The sequence below is a fragment of the Siminovitchia fordii DSM 16014 = CIP 108821 genome, from assembly GCF_000374565.1.
Lineage (GTDB): Bacteria > Bacillota > Bacilli > Bacillales > Bacillaceae_C > Siminovitchia > Siminovitchia fordii.
In genome coordinates this window covers 22,600-40,702 of the sequence record NZ_KB894691.1, presented here as the reverse complement: position 1 = coordinate 40,702, position 18,103 = coordinate 22,600, and the positions used below count along the sequence as shown (strand labels likewise).

The 18,103-nt window shown below is 43.4% G+C and carries 14 protein-coding genes; 5 read left to right on the top strand and 9 right to left on the bottom strand.

Features of this window, described 5'->3' with window-relative positions:
• Positions 1 to 13 precede the first annotated feature (13 nt).
• Complete coding sequence (locus C509_RS0111035; RefSeq protein WP_018706999.1) at positions 14 to 1,087, top strand: M42 family metallopeptidase; 1,074 nt, start codon at positions 14 to 16, stop codon at positions 1,085 to 1,087.
• A gap of 508 nt (positions 1,088 to 1,595) precedes the next feature.
• On the top strand, positions 1,596 to 2,075 hold the full coding sequence (locus C509_RS0111030; protein ID WP_018706998.1) for a C40 family peptidase: 480 nt from the start codon (positions 1,596 to 1,598) through the stop codon (positions 2,073 to 2,075).
• A gap of 448 nt (positions 2,076 to 2,523) precedes the next feature.
• Here C509_RS0111030 and C509_RS0111025 read toward each other — a convergent pair whose 3' ends face one another.
• The 8 genes from C509_RS0111025 to C509_RS0110990 form a co-directional block, all read right to left on the bottom strand.
• Complete coding sequence (locus C509_RS0111025) at positions 2,524 to 4,218, bottom strand: DL-endopeptidase inhibitor IseA family protein (protein WP_018706997.1); 1,695 nt, start codon at positions 4,216 to 4,218, stop codon at positions 2,524 to 2,526.
• Positions 4,219 to 4,265: 47 nt separating this feature from the next.
• Positions 4,266 to 5,648, bottom strand: coding sequence for a sensor histidine kinase (locus C509_RS0111020; protein ID WP_018706996.1), 1,383 nt, complete (start codon positions 5,646 to 5,648; stop codon positions 4,266 to 4,268).
• The gene (locus C509_RS0111015) at positions 5,645 to 6,352 is read right to left on the bottom strand and encodes a response regulator transcription factor (protein WP_018706995.1); all 708 of its coding nucleotides are present in this window, start codon (positions 6,350 to 6,352) and stop codon (positions 5,645 to 5,647) included. Before C509_RS0111015 ends, C509_RS0111020 begins: the two co-directional genes overlap by 4 nt.
• Positions 6,353 to 6,469: 117 nt before the next feature.
• Positions 6,470 to 7,573 (bottom strand): Ger(x)C family spore germination protein, encoded by a 1,104-nt coding sequence (locus C509_RS0111010; protein WP_018706994.1) that lies wholly within the window; start codon positions 7,571 to 7,573, stop codon positions 6,470 to 6,472.
• Positions 7,570 to 8,667 (bottom strand): GerAB/ArcD/ProY family transporter, encoded by a 1,098-nt coding sequence (locus tag C509_RS0111005; protein WP_018706993.1) that lies wholly within the window; start codon positions 8,665 to 8,667, stop codon positions 7,570 to 7,572. The genes C509_RS0111010 and C509_RS0111005 overlap by 4 nt, the downstream gene beginning before the upstream one ends.
• Positions 8,664 to 10,031 (bottom strand): spore germination protein, encoded by a 1,368-nt coding sequence (locus tag C509_RS0111000; protein WP_018706992.1) that lies wholly within the window; start codon positions 10,029 to 10,031, stop codon positions 8,664 to 8,666. The genes C509_RS0111005 and C509_RS0111000 overlap by 4 nt, the downstream gene beginning before the upstream one ends.
• A 506-nt stretch (positions 10,032 to 10,537) precedes the next feature.
• Positions 10,538 to 11,959: an amidase gene (locus C509_RS0110995; protein WP_018706991.1), complete on the bottom strand. Its 1,422-nt coding sequence runs from the start codon at positions 11,957 to 11,959 to the stop codon at positions 10,538 to 10,540.
• Complete coding sequence (locus C509_RS0110990) at positions 11,952 to 12,134, bottom strand: hypothetical protein (protein ID WP_018706990.1); 183 nt, start codon at positions 12,132 to 12,134, stop codon at positions 11,952 to 11,954. The genes C509_RS0110995 and C509_RS0110990 overlap by 8 nt, the downstream gene beginning before the upstream one ends.
• Positions 12,135 to 12,413: 279 nt before the next feature.
• Here C509_RS0110990 and C509_RS0110985 point away from each other — a divergent pair, with 279 nt between their 5' ends.
• Together C509_RS0110985 and C509_RS0110980 are read left to right on the top strand one after the other, a co-directional pair.
• Positions 12,414 to 14,684, top strand: a complete 2,271-nt coding sequence (locus C509_RS0110985; protein WP_245542470.1) for a transporter substrate-binding protein — start codon at positions 12,414 to 12,416, stop codon at positions 14,682 to 14,684.
• Between the two features lie 167 nt (positions 14,685 to 14,851).
• Positions 14,852 to 15,850, top strand: a complete 999-nt coding sequence (locus tag C509_RS0110980; RefSeq protein WP_018706988.1) for an ABC transporter substrate-binding protein — start codon at positions 14,852 to 14,854, stop codon at positions 15,848 to 15,850.
• 414 nt (positions 15,851 to 16,264) lie between these two features.
• On the opposite strand, the gene C509_RS0110970 is transcribed toward C509_RS0110980, so the two are convergent.
• Positions 16,265 to 17,518, bottom strand: a complete 1,254-nt coding sequence (locus tag C509_RS0110970) for a glycosyl hydrolase family 18 protein (RefSeq protein WP_018706986.1) — start codon at positions 17,516 to 17,518, stop codon at positions 16,265 to 16,267.
• A gap of 213 nt (positions 17,519 to 17,731) precedes the next feature.
• Between C509_RS0110970 and C509_RS26745 the strand changes: the two genes are divergently transcribed.
• On the top strand, positions 17,732 to 18,103 hold a 372-nt coding region (locus C509_RS26745; protein WP_211214267.1), incomplete at its 3' end, for a hypothetical protein.

Here is an 18,103-nt window from a genome sequence, read left to right as displayed (position 1 = left end):
GGAGGTTGGAAGTATGAGTTCACTATCTGATTTATTGGTTCAATTTGATGCCATCCACGGAGTTTCAGGAGATGAAGAACGCGTCGCCGATTGTTTGAAAGGACACCTGCAGCCGATTGCGGATGATTACTTCGAAGACGCGCTAGGCAACCAGGTTTTTGTTAAAAAAGGGAGCAATCCTGATTTGAAAATCATGCTGGCAGCCCATATGGACGAAATCGGTTATATAGTTCATAATATCGACTCTGATGGATTCATTTACTTTTTGCCAGTTGGCTACCATGACAGCCGCACCGCATTTAACCAGGTCTTGACCATTCATACAGAGAAAGGGCCTGTCACCGGAATCACTGGCGGAAAGCCGGCGCATATTGTGACACCGGAAGAAGCGAAAATGGCTATCCCGCTGAACGAGTTGTACATTGACGTCGGTACAAGCAGCAAAGAGGAAACCCACGCTTTGGGCGTCCAGATTGGAGACTATATCACTTTTGAGCGGACGGGGCAATTCCTGAACGGAAGCAAAATTTTTACCGGAAAAGCGGTCGACAACCGTGCAGCTTGTGCTGTTCTTGTTGAAGTCATGAAACGTCTTGCGGACAAAGAGATTGCTGCAACGGTTTACGGAGTTGGAACAACACAGGAGGAAATGGGCATCCGTGGTTCTGAACCGATCTCCGGGCAAATTCAGCCTGATATTGGGCTCGCTCTGGATGTATGCTTGTCCGGAGGGACACCGGCTCTTTCTGAAAAAGATATCCCGGTTACACTTGGCGGAGGTCCGGCTATTATGTTCTATGACTGGACTCCGGATACAGGACACGGAAACAATGTCCCGAAAAAATTGACCCGCAAACTCGTTGATGTTGCGGAAAAAAATAGTATCCCATACCAGCGCCAGGCAGTATTGAACGGCGGAACAGATGCATGGGCAATGAGCATCAGGGGAAAAGGGGCAATGGCTGGCTGTATATCGTTCCCATCCCGTTATATTCATTCAGCTACTGGCTGTGTTCATATGGATGATCTGGAGTATGCGGTACAATTGGTTGTAGCGTTTATTGAAGATTTGAAGGAAAAATTATAATAGAGACAGCGCGCGGCGGGGGTGAATCCTCCGCCATTTTGTATGTGGATTTGTCGTATGTCTAACGATAATTAAGGGATCTGCGATCGAACTGAGTAAACCACGGGTTTTGGATCCCAAAAATCTATGCGTTGACCTTCAGCTTCCACGTCTGCATGTGACCGGTTCTATTTTAACTGCTAGCATTAACAAAACAGGTTCCCCCCTGCTTTTTTAGGAAATGTAGGAAAAAAATAATCTTTCCTGCTTCAACGAACATCGGCGTTATGGGCTCTCTATGGCGGCCAGCACCTCGTCCTCAAATCTCAGACTGTTCCTGGTGACTGAAAAAACTGTCCCTTCCGCAGTCGGCTTATTTGCCCGCTCTCAAGGGTCATCCGTTTTATTCATAGCCCAAAGCAGCCTGTAACCTCTGTGTAACCATTTTTAAACAATTAGAAACTTATAGAATTCCAAAAACGAATATGCTGTTCTTGAAGCAAAAAACTTAAGAAAGCGGGGGTTTTTCATGGAAATCAGCTTAAAGATCAAAAGGTCATCGTTTCTCGTCGCAATCTTCACGGCTTTGGCACTTTTATTTTCTTCCATGTTTGGAGCGAGTGCGGATGCAGCGGGTCAAACGAAAGGGGAGAAGGTATCCGCCTATGCGCAAACATTAAAAGGGAAGCGTTTTGAGTATGGAGGTACAACACCGAAAGGATTTGATGCATCCGGCTATACGCAATATGTTTATTCAAAAAGTCTAAAGGTGAAGCTGCCACGTACAAGTGCTCAGCAGTATAAAAAGGGAAAGAGCGTCAAAGTGAAGGATCTTAAGGCAGGAGACCTTGTATTTTATAAAACAAATGGTAAGACAGTATCTTTTGTAGGAATCTATATCGGTAAAAAGCAATTCATCGGGGCGACATCGAAAGGAGTCCGTGTTCAGTCCATGGACCTGAAATACTGGAAAACAAAATATGTCGGTGCCAAACGAGTTGTAAAGTAAGTCGACTGGGGTGAATCAACGACGATCGAAGGAGTTCGCTGAATTTCTTATATATGTACTTATTGCAGTATCCATTTCAACTACCCTGATCTTATGGATATTCTTTCTGATCCTAACCCTCTAATTGATTCTCATTGTTATAATCGGGGAATGTTTCAACAGTCTATTATTGGAAAATTGGAGGACTTCAAAATGAATTCCCGGATTTTGGTCCGACTATCTCAGCAATTGTCGGTGGTATGATCACTTCTATTCAGGGAGCTCAATCATTAGAAGGTAAAGGTGCAAGAACTGAAAAGAAATTGAAAACAAAGTTGCCTGAAATAGAAGGGTGGTGGAGAGATACGGATACATTTTTCTCCACCTCTTTATGAATGGTTGACAGGCAAGGGAATTGCACTTTTTGACACTTAGTTCGGGTTTTCACTGCATTTAGGATCTGGCCGCATTAGAATGTTCCCAAATCGGATGAGATTCTCCAGCCGTCCTTAGTTTTCGAAAAAACAACGTGGACATATTCGAACGACAAGCTGTTTCCGATCGGCACTCTCAAATCGAATTCTTTTTCCATCCCGTTGTCTTTTTTTCGGACGATCACGGCTTTTTCATAGTGTAATTGTGAACCGCCGTCTGCGTTGGACTGTACCAATTTTCCGTTATGTTTTGACAGATTGGTGCGCTGGAGGTAAGAGCGGATCGTTCCGGGTGTATAGGATGTTGATAAATAACTCGCCAGCTTTTCTCTGGTGTCGAGATCAGACCCCATATACCGGTTTTCCATCCCGTCATTCACGGAAGCTTCAACGATTCCTTTAGGCATTTTCCCGCCGGTCGTAACAAAGGTGTATTTGTCAGCAGCTTCTTTCACCTGTTTCACGATCAGCTCGTTTTCCAAGTTTGTAAATGCAGGATAGACGGACCCAGGCCGTACATTTGAGATCATTTTATCTACCAAGGCAAAGCTTTTTTTTTCTATAATGCCCCCGCTGGTAGCAGGGACAGATTTCCTTGCAAAGTAAACGAACTGTTCCGACTCAGCTATTCTTTCAAGGTCGGGTTCATCCTCGGGGACATATATATCCTTTGAAAATATTTCAATTGTAAAAAGCTTTTTCCTGTTTGTTCCGGCCGATACGAGCACGGAAACCTCATAACCGCCCATATCCGCCGCCTTTTCTTCATAAGTGATATAAGGAGAAATCTCTCTTGGAATCTCCATAGTAATTCCTGCATTCCGGACTTCCAATACCAAGTCCTGATCTCCTGCCAATGCTAGTGACCGTTCGATTTTATTCCGCAGTTCAATAAATTGGTCATAGGTTGGAACAACCATATTGAAGGACATGCCCTCTTCCACCGCAGTAAGGGCCTGTTCAGGAAGGTTTGCCTTTAACAATGCATCGGCCAAATAGTACCAATAATAAGAGGCATCTGGGACTGCTGCTGTTCTTCGTTGATAATAATTGACCACCTCGGGAAAAAAGACAGGGTAATGGTCCTTGTCAGGTTGTAGTGTTTTTCCTCTCCATTCCAGCAGATCGACATTGTAAATATCATTGCCGTCTTTTTTCCATACGGCTAGTCTCGCCTTTGGGTCGTTATCTATATGAATCAAGTCCAGTTCATGGTAGTTGATTTTTGTCACTTGATCCATCCCATTTTTTCTATAAGTGAAAATCTCAAGAGTGCTGCCGGCAGAGCTACCTATTTTCCATCCCACCAATAATTCATTTTTCCCATCTCCCGTCAGGTCAGATGCGCTTGCCCAACTGATTTCATAGCCCATCCCTTTTTTTGCAAAAACCTTCTCCCATTCATCCCCGTACTTCTTCAATACAAACATGCCTACGGAGCCTGAGCTGTTTCTTGATTGATAAAAAACGACCACTTCTTCAAGGCCATCTTCATCAAAATCTGCTGTTAAGATCGGCTCTCCATGAACTGGGGAGTTTGGCGTTGCTAAGATTGTTCCTTTCGGGAGGAATTTTTTCGCAATCAAATGGATATCTTCACTATCGGCAGCTCCCGTAACCGTCTGTTTGGGAGCCTGAATCAGGCTGCCTGGCTCTGGAAGAATAGTGCAGCCGGCTGTCAGCAAAGAAGCGGCAGTCAGGAAAATGAATGAAACAAGGAGATTTTTCATAGGCTCCTCCAATACTCTTTTCCAAATACTATTGGCAGGGAAGAGAGTTACAATTCGGTAACAGGCAAGGTGACTTCTGCTATTGTTCCTTCTTCAGCAGAACTTCTCAGCTCAAGTGAACCGCCATGCCCCTCAATAATTTCTTCACAGATCGCAAGCCCGAGTCCTGTGCCCGAGCCTTTTGCTTTCCCTTTGGCAAATTTGTCCTTGATGGTGTCCAATTGGTGGGCCGGAATACCGACCCCGGTGTCCGACACTTTAACGATCGCTCTATTTTCAATTCTTTCAACGGACATGGTGATACTTCCATCCACAGGAGTGAATTTAAGTGCATTATCCAGCAGATTAATGAACACTTGAATCAGCCTGTTTTTATCCGCTTTGATTCCAATAATCGGCTCCCTTACAATTGTCGTCAGTTGTACACTTTGTCTTTGAGCTCTAGGCTGCAACTGCTGAACGACTTGCTGAATGGTGTCAGCCAGGTCCACTTCTTCGAAAGTGAAGGAAATCCTTCCACTTGAAAGACTGGAAAAATCAAGAAGATCGCCTAGAAGGTGTGACAGGCGTTCACTCTCAGTTTTAATAATATCCAACCCTTCGCGGAACAAGTCATCCTTTGCCATCGAATGCAGAGTGATGGCCCAGCCATTGACGGATGTGAGCGGTGTACGGAGATCGTGGCTGACGGAGGCGATGAATTCATTTTTCAGCTTTTCATGCTTCTGTACCTGGCTTGCCATGTAATTCAATGTGTCAGCCAGGCGTCCCAGTTCATCATTCTTGCCTTTTGGCACCCTTGCTGAAAATTTTCCAGAAGCCATTTGTTCAGCGGCGGAGATCATTTGACCGATCGGCCTGATGAGCGATCCTGCCAGAAAAAAACTGATAAAAGCAGCCAGGACAATAACTACTCCGCCTATTGCCAGGAGAATCAAGGCGTTTTCGGTAAAAACTGTATGAACTGGTACGAGTGAAGTCGTAAATCGGATAGCGCCTATCATCTCGCCGCCCGATTTCAAAGGATAGGTCAATGACATGACTTTTTCTCCGTCCACCCTTCGAATGGAGGTTGTCATTCCGCCGTCAAGTCCGTTTTGTACATCATCTTCCTGTGAAATATTTTTTACAGCGGTTTTATGGGACTCCGCTAATATATTCCCTTTCATGTCAACGAGCTGAACGTGAGCATTGATGTGGAAGTTGTACTGTGACAAAAGCTGGCTCGCTTCGCTTTTATATCTGCCTTCAATCAATTCCTGTTCATAAAAGGACGAAAACATGGCGCTCTGGTCGCGAAGGGTCTGTTTTACACCTTCTTTGTAATACATCATCAGAGCTGATAAAATGATCGTCTCGAATAAGACAACAGTAAAAATGATGAGGAGCAGATAACTCCATGCCAGCCTTCTCTTTATGCTTTTTTTCATTTGGTATCCTCATCATGGAAGAAGGAATACCCATATCCCCAAATTGTTTTCAGGTATGCCGGATTGGAAGGATCTTTTTCAATTTTTTCTCTTAACCTCCGAATATGTACATCTACTGTTTTCGGGTCGCCAAAAAAGTCTAACCCCCAAATTTCATCAAGAAGCTCATCTCTTGTAATGGGTTCGTTCAACTTTTCTGTAAACAACTTGATCATCTGGAATTCTCTGTTCGTCAATTTGATCTGTTTATTGGATTTATAGACTCTTTGAGTTCGGAGTTCGATTATGAAGGGGCCTGTTCTGATGACATCCGGCTCAGTTTGATTAGCAATACTGCTGAGCCTTCTGAGGACCGATCGGATTCTTGCCACCAGTTCCAGTGGATTGAACGGCTTTACAATATAATCGTCTGCTCCAAGCTCCAGTCCCATGATCTTTTCCATATCTTGCCCTCGTGCGGATACAATGATAATCGGAATCTCGGGGTGATTGTCGGTAAGCTGTGCGCAAAGATCAAATCCGTCCATATCCGGTAGGGTCAGATCCAATAGAATAAGCGAAGGGTCATGTTTTTTTATTAAGGGTATTACCTGTTTTCCTTCATCCGTTTCGATTACATCGAAATTGGAACGCTGGAGATTAAAATTAATCAGTTTACGGATAGCCAACTCATCTTCCACGATCAGAATTTTTCCTTCTCTCATCGTCCATACCCCTTGTATTCATCTTCTATCTACATTATACAGTCGGCATACCCATATATGATGGAAAATTTCGAATATAATTTGATGTGAACCATTACCACAACTTATGATGGGACATTATTCTATCGCTCCGGTACTTTTAATGCTTGCATCAACAGAAACATCAAAAGTCAAATCTGGGTATATCTTTTTCCACTCATCAAATCTTTTCCCGTTATTTAATTTTGTCGCTTTATACCTTAAGCCAAATCCCAGTGGGTCAATATTCTTCTCCTGAAATAATGTCAAAAGTTTCAAGATTTCTTTTTTTGTGTGTTTGCCTGCTTGGCTGCTGTACTTGTCTAAATTTTTGGGAGACATATCGAAACTGGATTCTTCAATAATTCCGCCGATTCGAATATCCATTTTTAAAACTGGTTTTCTCCCGGAAGTGATGATTTTATATCTCACCTTTGCAGTATCCACGGACATTGTAAAGCTTTCCTCCATTTTGCCTACTTCAATTTCCATTTTACTTGTATTATTGGCCAATAAATTATAAAGCTTCGTCTGTTTAGGGGAGAGCTGTATAGTCCTCGTCTTTTTGACCCCCGAAAAAACCACTGATTGATTCACCTTCAGTTTACTTTTGTTCCCTGTTTCAATGATGGGAAGAATCGGATCAATCCCGCTTTCAACGATTCTCCTTCTTGCATCAAAAAGGAAGCTTGACACAATATAGGCACTCTCGACCCCGTTGTTGGAAAAAAAGTTACTGAGTGCGAACGTTCCGGACATTTCTGATTTGGGATGGACTTTCAACACTTTTTCGGCGGAAGGATTGCCAACAGCTACCCACGAAATCATTTGAATATCTCTTCTTCTGAAAAAAAAGTCCAACATCTCGTGCAGATCGCGTTCCAAAATATTTTCTCCCAAAACAATCACTTTTGCATGGCCAAAATCAAGTTCTTTGTCCTCATGGCTCTTTAGAAACCGGATTGCTTCTGCCATGCTTGAGTCTTCCTTTGAAATATAAGCGTATTTAGTTTCTGCCTCCTTTAATGAACCGGATGGAACGGCTAATTTTAAAGTCACTTTATATGGCTGCTTCTCATTGTTGGAATAATCCACACCAATGGCTTGGACGAAAATCCGCTTATCGATATCTTTGAATCCGCAGCTTGTAAGAAACAAACAGGCAGCAATTCCAATGAATAATCTGAATAACTGTCTCTTCATGTTGCCGCCCTCCTTTTTATGAACCAACATAAGAAAAAGAAAACAGCGACTAGGCCTGGTACAGCATTGAAGAAATAGGACGAATACAAATACACTTCATATTCGGAAAGTGTTGTGACAAGTTTTAATGTAATAATCCAGAATACGACCAGGTAAAGGTAAGGCGTCAGGTTGACTTTTTTCCATTTAAATCGCTTCAGCCAGATCACATCCTTACACGTTTCAATAGCCACATGCCAATGAATCAGCATGCTCAAAAAAGATATGGCCAGAAAAAACGGCATGAACAGGTAAATAAGCCGCTCAATAAGCCCAAATTTCATCCGCAGCGTATCACTTGTAGTGATGGCAGGATAGACCAGATCGTTTATCTTATTGAATCCATTCAAACCGATAGGGACAAAATAGGCGGCCGACAACACGGAAATACCGGTAATTCCAATCAAAAGCAATTGCTTCCATGTCAAGCGGCGCTTTGTTTGGGTAAAGGCCCGGTTAAAGATGATGATATTCATGATGCCGACGTAAACAAAAGAGGAAGCGGAAAAAGCACTATAGCTGGGAAGGTGATTTACGTGCATAATCGCTTCCCTGACAAAGTCCCACTCAAACTGATCACTGAAAAAAGGTTTAACCATCATGTAAATGATTACAGGTATAGTAAAAAAAAGGACATTTTCCACGGTGTTTAGAACACTTTTTGTATTCATCAAAATACCGAATGAAACAAAAATCAAAATACTTGAAGCGATCCATATTAAGGACATGTCCGGCGTCATAAATCGTTTGAGCATGAAAGAATAAGTGATTAGTGTAATGAGGCCGCCAACAAACCAGAAGGCTATGATGGTGATCAAAAAAGGATAGTAAAACCAGGGAGAGGTAAACTCCTTCAATAGTTCTGGCAAACCTTTGCTTGGGAACTTATTGAAAAACTTGACGAATAAGTAAACGAGCAAAAAGCTGAATATAACTGAAAGGAGCATGGACGGGATCGTGCCATTTAACCGTTGGTCCAAAAGGATTTTTGGTACGGCCGATATCATATTTGCAGACATATTAACGAACAGCAAGTAGTACAAAAAGCGGTTCATGACTGGCTCCCCTTAATCTCTTGTTTCCTTCCTTTATAGAAAAATTTTAGATAAGGCTCTCCAAAGCTGCTTTTGTTCGTCAAATACATAATTAACCCGAGGAGGCCAAGCATTATTCCGGCCATTCCCGATACAGTGGAAAAGAACAAAATAACATATCTGAAGACCCTGATGGCAAGACTCATCTCGTTAATAGGGATGACAAAGGTAGAAATGGCTACTGCAGAAATGATAATAATCATCACATTGGAGGTTAAAGCAGCCTCCGTTGCAGCGGTGCCCAAAATGAGCCCTCCGACTGTCGTGGCTGTGGCACTCACCGCTTTTGGAAGCCGGATACTTGCCTCTGTCAGAAGTTCCATTACAAATAACATGAGCACAATTTCAATAAATGAGGGGTAAGGAACACCGATCCTGCTTCCTGCTACAGACAGTGCCAATTCAGCACGAAAAACATCAGCATTATAAGAAGTAACAGCGACATATAATCCCGGCAAAAGTAAACAGTTGAACAAACCAATATACCGTAGCATAATTGCAAATCTGGACACCCAATAAGTGTGGTAGCTGTCTTCACTGGAAGTCATGAAATCAAAAAATATGGCGGGCGCAATAATGGCGTTCGAATCACCATCAAGAAGAAGGAGCACTTTTCCCCCTGCCAGATTGTACACCATTCGATCTGTTCTTTCCGTCATCATCATGCCTGGAAAAAGTGAAAATCTTTTGTTGTTAATCAAAAATTGTAATTCAGAACTTGATTGGACGATATCCCGGTCAATTCCCTTCAGTCTATCCTTTACTTTTTCCAGTGTATCCTGCTTTACGTTGTCCTGATCATACATTATGGCCAACGATTGATTGGATTTTTTTCCGATCGTCATCATTTCAATCTGTAGAGAAGGCTGATGATATCGCTGACGGATAAGATTGATATTAGTCATAAGACTCTCACTCAAGGCAAACTGAGGCCCTTGAATGGTAGGTTCAATATTGCTTTCCAGGATAGTATCATTACTTACTAAATTAAAATCAAACAAAAAGAGGGAGTCATTGATATGGATTAAAAGACTGCCTTTTGTAAGTTCCACCAAAATTTGCTCTTTTGATTCAATGTCGATCTGGTTGGGAAGAGATCTTAAGTAAGCCTCCACATCATTCGTGGTAGGCAACTCAAAAAAAGGCCTGATGATGCCCTCTTGCAGTTTCTGATCGTCTATAACGGTTTTAATGAATAAAAGCATGATTTTTTTATGATTGATTTCAAGCGGTTTATGTACAAAGTCGAAGGAATCCTTTAGTTTCTCCTCTATCCAGCTGATTGTTTCAAATGGAGTGTACATGATGGGAATTTTTTTGCGCATATGTATGTTCTCCTTAAATGGGACTAGGGTGTAATCTGACCCTCGTGCGGATTGATATCCCGGAAATCTCAATGATTGTGTATATAGAGTAGGTCCCTATGACTGGGATTACCCTGTTGGAAAGATAAATCGTAAGAACAGAAAATATGAATTAGCCGAAAATCCTGCTGCTTTTTAGCATGTCACGAAGAGAGGTGGAATATGCAATCTGTACGGTCATTTTAAAAGTTGCCTCTGGTTGCTGTCTTCGTTACGAAAGGGCAAAGCATCTCTTGGCTGCTTACAACAAACAGGAGGCTATCTGTTGAAATATGTTTACTTCCAATGGAATACCGCTCCGTATTTGTTAGATTGAAACGAGGATGGTAATCTTAGATCTCAGGGGGGAAAACCCGCTCGGTCTGTCTTCCTTATAAGCAACCAAATAAAAAAGCACTTTAGACATTTGATATCTAAAGTGCTTTCTGCAAAATCTAACAGCCAAGCGGGTGCAAAATGCCGCCTTTTTATTTAACCGGACTTGCCATTTCAGCTTTTTTTCCTTTTAACGGATCGGTCTGCTCGAAGGCATAGCCTGCGTTGAGCACAGTGCTTTCGCAGAAAGCTGGACCGATGATCTGCAACCCGACCGGCATTCCGTTTTTCAATCCACATGGTACCGTCATGGCCGGCAGCCCGGCTAGATTGCACGGTCCCATGAAGCGGATGAAGTTATCGATGAGATCGACCTGCTTTCCGTTCAGATCAGCAAAGTCGCTACCGATATCAGGCGGCATGACCGGCAGTGTCGGTGCCATCAGGACGTCCACTTTTTCGAAAGCTCTCTTGAAATCCTGCTTCAGCTGGCGGCGGAGCTGCTGTGCCTGTAAGTAATCTACAGAGGAGAACAGTTCTCCAAGCTCAAAGAGCAAGCGGATATCATCACCGAAATCATCCGGACGTTTTTGCAGGTTGCGATGGTGGATAGCCGACGCTTCCGACAGGGAGGTGACGAGCTCTGCATATTCAGAATATTGGAGCGCAGGGATTTCAACTTTCTCCACCTTTGCCCCTTGGCTTTCAAGAGTATGGATCGCTTGTCTGACAAGCTTTTCAACATCGGAGTCCACATCCTTGAAGTAGTACTCTTCGTTAATTCCGATGACAAGGCCTTTCACATCACCAGTCAGCTTGGATGTATATTCTTCCGTTGGCGCATTGGCAGATGTTGGGTCGTTTGGATCATATCCCGCAATGATCTCCAACAGGCCCGCTGCATCTCTTACAGTCTTTGTCATCGGTCCGATATGGTCGAGTGACCAGGCTAGCGGAAAGCATCCGTACTTACTCACCCGGCCAAAGGTTGGCTTGAGGCCGACGATCCCGCAGGAGGACGATGGGATGCGGATGGACCCTGCCGTATCCGTTCCAAGTGTTGCCACCGTCATGTCCGCGGCTACCCCTGCACCGGAGCCTCCGCTTGATCCGCCAGGAATTTTTTCAAGATTCCATGGGTTTCTGACAGGGCCGAAATGCGGGCTATTATTGGTGATTCCCCATGCATATTCATGCATGTTCAATTTTCCGGTGAAAACGATTCCGGCTTCTCTCATTTTTGAAATGACGGTGGCGTCATAATCGGAAACAAACTCTCCATGGATTTTAGAGCTCATCGTCGTCACTTCATCTTTAAAATAAATATTATCTTTTATCGCCATCGGAATCCCGTGATACATTCCTTTGTAATTGCCGGCTGCAATCTCTTTATCCGCCTGCTCCGCTTCTTTTTCCGCTTTGTCGCGTCTGAAACTGACATAAGCATTGATTGTATCATTGAGGGCTTCAGCATGGTCGAGCACTGCTTTCGTCAATTCAAGTGAGGAAATTTCTTTCTTTTCAAGGAGCGGCGCCAATTTTTCCACCGGTTTTGTAACGAGCTCTTTACTCAATGTGGTCACCTCCGGGCGTATTGCGAAGACTGATGTCTGCATCATCAAGATTCGCACTGTCAATTCTTTTCTTCAAAGCCTGAATTGCGTCCCATCGTGTCTGGAGCAGGGGAAGGTGTCCTTCTTTAACTATAATCCCCTTATCCTCCAATTTTTCCTGAATCGATAACTTCAACCTGAATCCTCTCCTTTTTCAATTTAAGTAGATACGGATTGAAACTTATGTTGGATCGGTGTTCTCTGCGCCCTCCTCTCACTTAGAGTTTTGCAAGTTCCATGCCAAGGAAAAGGGCAGCAAGAAAAGGGTTTCGCTTTTTTTCAAGTCTCAAAAACGGACATATTAATTGAATTATTTGAAATTTGGATATACGATATAAGGGTGATCGTATGCCATGTCCGATAATGAGACGGTTTTCCTAAAATGGGACATAGGGGGGGAGAAGATGGTTTGCAAATGAAAGTCGGACTTCTATTTTCGTTGACAGGAATCACGTCAATCACGGAAAGAGGGCAGTATGAGGCTGCCAGTTTTGCCATCAGTGAGTTCAATGAACAACATGCGGAAATTGAAGCCATTGTCAGGGATATAAGTTCGGACCCAAGAAAAAGTGCCGAAGAAGCAGAGGCGCTTGCTCTGGATGGCGTCAAGATTTTTATCGGATGCTATACTTCCGCTTGCCGGAAGGCCGTTTTGCCAGTCCTGGAAAAGTATGATTGCCTCCTAGTTTATCCGACCCTTTACGAGGGGCAGGAAGACCATCCCAATGTTTTTTACACAGGAGAAGTCCCCAATCAGCAGGTCCATATATTGATTGACTATTTTATGCACCATTATGGTAAACGCATTTACCTCATTGGAAATGATTATATTTATCCCCGGGAAACAAATGAGCAGGTAAAGACGTATACTTCAGGGAAAAATGGAGAGGTGATTGAGGAAAGATATGTGCCTTTCGGTAACCAGGAATTTCATGAAGTGATTCAGGATATCATCTTAAAAAAACCAGATGTGATTTTTTCCACTTTGGTAGGAAAAAGTGTACCGGCGTTTTACCGCAAATATAAACAGATGGGCCTCTCACCGGAGTCCGTTCCCATATTCAGCCCAATTACAAAAGAAACGGAAATAGAAGCGATGGGAGCCGAATTCGGGGCAGGTCATTACAGTTCGGCCAGTTATTTCCAATCATTGTCCAATCCGCTTAACCAATCTTTCATCCAGCGGTTTCATCGCTTTTCCGAAGGGAAAAAACCAGTTTCATCCGTCATGTACAACACTTATTTGGGAACAAAAATCGTTCTAGATTCGATGTTGAAGTTAAGAGCCTTTGATCGGGAAAAAATCATGGGGTACATGGGAGGAAAAAGGATGGATACGGCATGTGGGACGCTCCGTGTAGATGCTAATGGGAGGCATCTGTCACGTCCGGTAAAAATTGGGAAGGCATTGCCTGACGGACAGTTTGACATTGTTTGGGACTCTGATAAAAATATAAACCCGGAACCTTTTAAAATCAGTACAAGAAAAGCAAGCCGTGTAAACGAAATCGTCCTTGAAGCGTGGGGGCAGATCAGTGAAGAAGCGATCATCGCCCTTTCCGAAAATGGGACAATTCAATATTTGAGCCGAAAAGCAGCAGAGCTGACGGGTTTCAGGAAAGGAAACAGGCTTACAAAGAAAATGATCGGACAATTGAACGACGCCTTTCAGGTCATCTCACATGAAGCAAAGCACAAACATTTATTACTATTAAAGCCGCGAATAGGCAGAAAATCGATTCCCGTGATGAAATTTGGCAGAGTAAGAACAAGGAATGAACAGTACCAGCTTGAATTGGAGACGGCCCGGATTGCTGCACAGTCGACGGCGAATGTATTAATTTTGGGAGAAACCGGAACAGGAAAAGAAGTGGTCGCCAAATCCATTCACGAAATGAGCGATAGAAGAAATGGCCCCCTTATTTCGGTCAATACTGGGCTTATACCGAAAAATTTAATTGCAAGCGAATTGTTTGGCTATGTGGAAGGAACTTTTACCGGGGCAAGGAAGGGAGGAGCCATCGGAAAATTTGAGGCTGCTCAAAAAGGGACGCTTTTTCTCGATGAAATCGGTGATATGCCAATGGACCTGCAGGTCATTTTACTGCGGGCATTGGAGACGAAAAGAATTGTCCGCCTTGGTGATACGAATGAGCGGGAAGTGGACATCCGGATTATAGCGGCAACGAACCGGAACCTGCCAGAGGAGATTGCGTATGGAAATACTTTTCGATCAGATCTTTATTACCGCCTGAATGTACTGTCATTGACGATTCCACCGCTTCGGGAGCGGCCGGAGGACATTGAAGGGCTTATAAGGGAGATGTTGGAGGAATTAAAAGATTCGTATGGAGACGGCCCGGATCAGGTGAACGGAGAAGCATTACAGCTATTGGTTGAATACCCATGGCCGGGCAATATTCGGGAATTGCGGAACGTCATAGAGCGTGCTTACTTGCTGGCGCGCAGCAAGGCAAGAGACATTACGCAGGATGATTTTCCGGCCAACCTCCGTGGATATACGGCAAGAAAGCCGATGCAGCAGCTTTCATTGAGAGAAGTGGAAAAGGATGCCATCTCAAAAGCACTCCGCGAAACGAAAAGTGTCCTGGAAGCGGCCCGGAAACTGGGCATTGCCAGAAGCACCCTCTATCGGAAAATCAAAGAGTTTGGGATTAGTATTTAGAACCCATTTTTTTGGGTTCTTTTTGATTATTTGAAGCTTTGAAATACAATTGACAGCACAGATACACTAGTCTATAATTTTTTTAATTCGATAACTTCAGATTATTTTAAAATGGAGGAAAAAAAGTTATTGATAAAAAGGGAGTTTCAAAATGGGGGTATTACATAGTGAGATTTAAAAAAAGTATTTTTTCATTAGTAGGGGCATTGTTCATCCTTGGGGCCTGCAGCAGTAATTCCGCTTCGCCCGAATCTGAACCGGCGGACGAAGGTGAAAAGGAGAGCAAGGAAACCTATACGATTGGCGTTACACAGCTTATGGAACACCCGGCATTGAATCTGGCAACTGAAGGATTCCAGAAGGCGATCGAGGAAGCGGGGATTGACGTTGAGTATGACATGCAAAATGCCCAAGGAGACAACAGCGCCAATGACACGATTGCTTCCAACTTTGTGGGTCAAAATGTAGACCTTATTTTTGCTAACTCAACGCCGAGCGCCCAGGCGGCATTAAGCAAAACAACGGACATTCCAATTGTTTTTACATCTGTCGTAGATCCGGTAGGAGCAGAATTGATAGAGTCCATGGAAAAACCTGGGGGTAATGTAACCGGGACAAGCCATCATCATCCGGATTCAATTCCAAAAGCCCTGGAGTATTTGAAAAATGAATTGGGAGCCAAGAAGGTAGGGACAGTCTACAATGCAGGAGAGCAAAATTCGCGCGCCCAAATCGATAAAATAAAAAAACAGATGGACGAATATGGATTGGAATTGATTGAAGCGACGGTTTCCACAAGCGCGGATGTAAAACAGGCGACAGAGTCGATTGCCGACCAGGTCGATGCCTTTTATTGCATTACGGATAACACTGTAGTATCTGCATTTGAGTCAGTTGCTGACGTCGCCACTACTGCTAAGGTGCCATTGCTCGCGGCTGATCTTGATTCAGTTCCAAGAGGTGCTTTCGCTGCGTTCGGAGTTGATTTCTTTGAAGTCGGCCACGGAGCAGGTGAAATGGCGGTGAAAATTTTAAAAGGAGAAGCAAAGCCGGCAGACATTCCGGCCGAGCCGCCAAAAACACTGAAGTTCATGGTTAACAAGAAAGTGGCGGACACAATAGAAGTAGAAATCAAGCCCGATTGGGAAGCGGAAATTTATGAATAAGAAAGAGATCTCCTTCTTAGGGCTGCAGCTCTAAGAAGGAGATATTTTTATTTTAGATAAGGTAGTGGCTGGCAATTCAGATAAAAGGTTATTCTCCGATAGCAAGGCTGTCCTCATTAAAGGCAAAGCGACAGGGCAATCATTGCCTATTCCTTTCGAACGCCCAGGAAGTGCAGGTGCAATTGAAGCAACAGGACGTTGCGGCTTGAGTCTTCAAAGGCACGGGAATTGCTAGTGTAATCGAAGCAACAGGGTGTTGAAGCTTAATCCTGTCGAGCACCATTGCCATAAAGATTCAGCTTGAAGGTATCTACGCTTATCTCAGCGGTTCGTCTAACTTTGTTCCGACAAACAGGCACCATCATACTTACTTAACTTTCATCTCATTTTTTTACACAGATAAATAGGGGCTGCTTACCTTTTTTTTCTGAAGAATTCTCGTACCAAAAACGCGGATTGCGGGAAGTGCAGACCCAATTGCCATGCTCCCACCCCTCTGATCTTGTAATCCACGACCAATTGAAATTTTGCCGCCCGCGCCCGGACATCTTCAAACCAGACAATGTGCCTTGCTCCATTTTCATCCCAATACGTGTAGTGGGGCTGTTGGTATTCTGTGGAATACTGGATGGGTACTTGGTACCTCATCGCAGTTGCATAGGCATTGGAGACGGAAAATGCACTTGCGCTGGCAACTTCTCCGTTTGACATCGTCCAATTGTATCCGTACCGAGGGACGCCCAATACAATTTTGTTCCTGTTCATTTTCGTAAGTGCATAATCTAGCGTATTCCTCACTTCCGTGATGGGGGCTACTGGTCCGGGCGGGCTGCTAGCCTCATGCCAGTCATACGCCATAATAAAAACAAAATCGACTGCTGCCCCAATTCCGCCGTAATCAAAACCTCTCAGCCATGGAATATTGTCTGACGTTTTTGCAGGAACGGCTGCGGAGATACTGAATCCTTCCGGTTTCAACCGGTCCCTTAGGGCTGCCAGGAACCCACTGTATAAATCCCGCTCACTCTCAAGGATCCGCTCAAAGTCCACATTGACACCAGCGTAATTTTTACTCTTGACCAAATTATAAATATTATTGATTACCTGTTGCCGGAGTGACGGACTATTTAAAATTCTCCTGGTCAATTCAGGGCTGAAGCCGCTCTCTGTTAAATTAGTGATGACTGCAATCGGGGCCGAACCATTCTCTCTTATGAGGGAGATGAGTTGCTGGTCATCGAGGGTACTTAAGCTCCCGTCTTCAAAAATATGATACTCAAACACACCGAAATTCGTAATGATCGGTGCAAAGGTTTGTACATTAATCCGGTTTTGCGCAGACGTAGAAGGGGTCAAATAACTTAGCCCTTCATCCGGATACTTTTCTCTCGGCGGTAAATAAAGCTCCATTCCTACGGTTAAAGCATCCGATTGAAGTCCATTGTATAGGCGGATCGTTTCAGCTGGAATAAAAGCGATTTGAGCAATAGAGAAAAGCGAATCCCCAGGCTGTACAATATACACGTTTGAAGGGACCAGTAGGTCTTGTCCGGGAACGAGGGCGTCCGTTCTCAAACCGTTAGTGATGCGAAGGCTATCCATAGAAATCCGGTACTTGGCTGCGATTGAAAACAAAGAATCCCCCAGTTTCACAACATAAATAAACATATGGCACCCCGTTTCCTCTTGCGCGGATATTCTTTTATTGATATATATGTAGGTAAGTTTTTTCTTATGAATGGGGTGAGGAATAGGAGAGCCTTTTGTGGATATACTTTTGATTTCAGGACAAGTTGTTTTTAAGAAATACTCTTCACTATGGGTCAAATACTCTTTACTTTTGGGAAATACTCTTCACTATGGGTCAAATACTCTTTGCTTTTGGGAAATACTCTTCACTATGGGGCAAATACTGTTTACTTTTGGGAAATACTCTTTATTATGGGTCAGATACTCTTTATTTTTGGAAAATATTCTTCACTATGGGTCAAATACTCTTTACTTTTAGGAAATCCTTTTCACCATGAGTCAAATACTCTTTGCTTTTGGGAAATACTCTTTATTATGGGTCAGATACTCTTTATTTTTGGAAAATATTCTTCACTATGGGTCAAATACTCTTTACTTTTAGGAAATCCTTTTCACCATGAGTCAAATACTCTTTGCTTTTGGGAAATACTCTTTATTATGGGTCAGATACTCTTTATTTTTGGAAAATATTCTTCACTATGGGTCAAATACTCTTTACTTTTA

Excerpts from the sequence above, each read along its gene's own strand:
- C509_RS0111035 (WP_018706999.1), top strand. The coding sequence starts at position 14 with ATGAGTTCACTATCTGATTTATTGGTTCAATTTGATGCCATCCACGGA.
- C509_RS0111030 (WP_018706998.1), top strand. The coding sequence starts at position 1,596 with ATGGAAATCAGCTTAAAGATCAAAAGGTCATCGTTTCTCGTCGCAATC.
- C509_RS0111025 (WP_018706997.1), bottom strand. The coding sequence starts at position 4,218 with ATGAAAAATCTCCTTGTTTCATTCATTTTCCTGACTGCCGCTTCTTTG.
- C509_RS0111020 (WP_018706996.1), bottom strand. The coding sequence starts at position 5,648 with ATGAAAAAAAGCATAAAGAGAAGGCTGGCATGGAGTTATCTGCTCCTC.
- C509_RS0111015 (WP_018706995.1), bottom strand. The coding sequence starts at position 6,352 with ATGAGAGAAGGAAAAATTCTGATCGTGGAAGATGAGTTGGCTATCCGT.
- C509_RS0111010 (WP_018706994.1), bottom strand. The coding sequence starts at position 7,573 with ATGAAGAGACAGTTATTCAGATTATTCATTGGAATTGCTGCCTGTTTG.
- C509_RS0111005 (WP_018706993.1), bottom strand. The coding sequence starts at position 8,667 with ATGAACCGCTTTTTGTACTACTTGCTGTTCGTTAATATGTCTGCAAAT.
- C509_RS0111000 (WP_018706992.1), bottom strand. The coding sequence starts at position 10,031 with ATGCGCAAAAAAATTCCCATCATGTACACTCCATTTGAAACAATCAGC.
- C509_RS0110985 (WP_245542470.1), top strand. The coding sequence starts at position 12,414 with ATGAAAGTCGGACTTCTATTTTCGTTGACAGGAATCACGTCAATCACG.
- C509_RS0110970 (WP_018706986.1), bottom strand. The coding sequence starts at position 17,518 with ATGTTTATTTATGTTGTGAAACTGGGGGATTCTTTGTTTTCAATCGCA.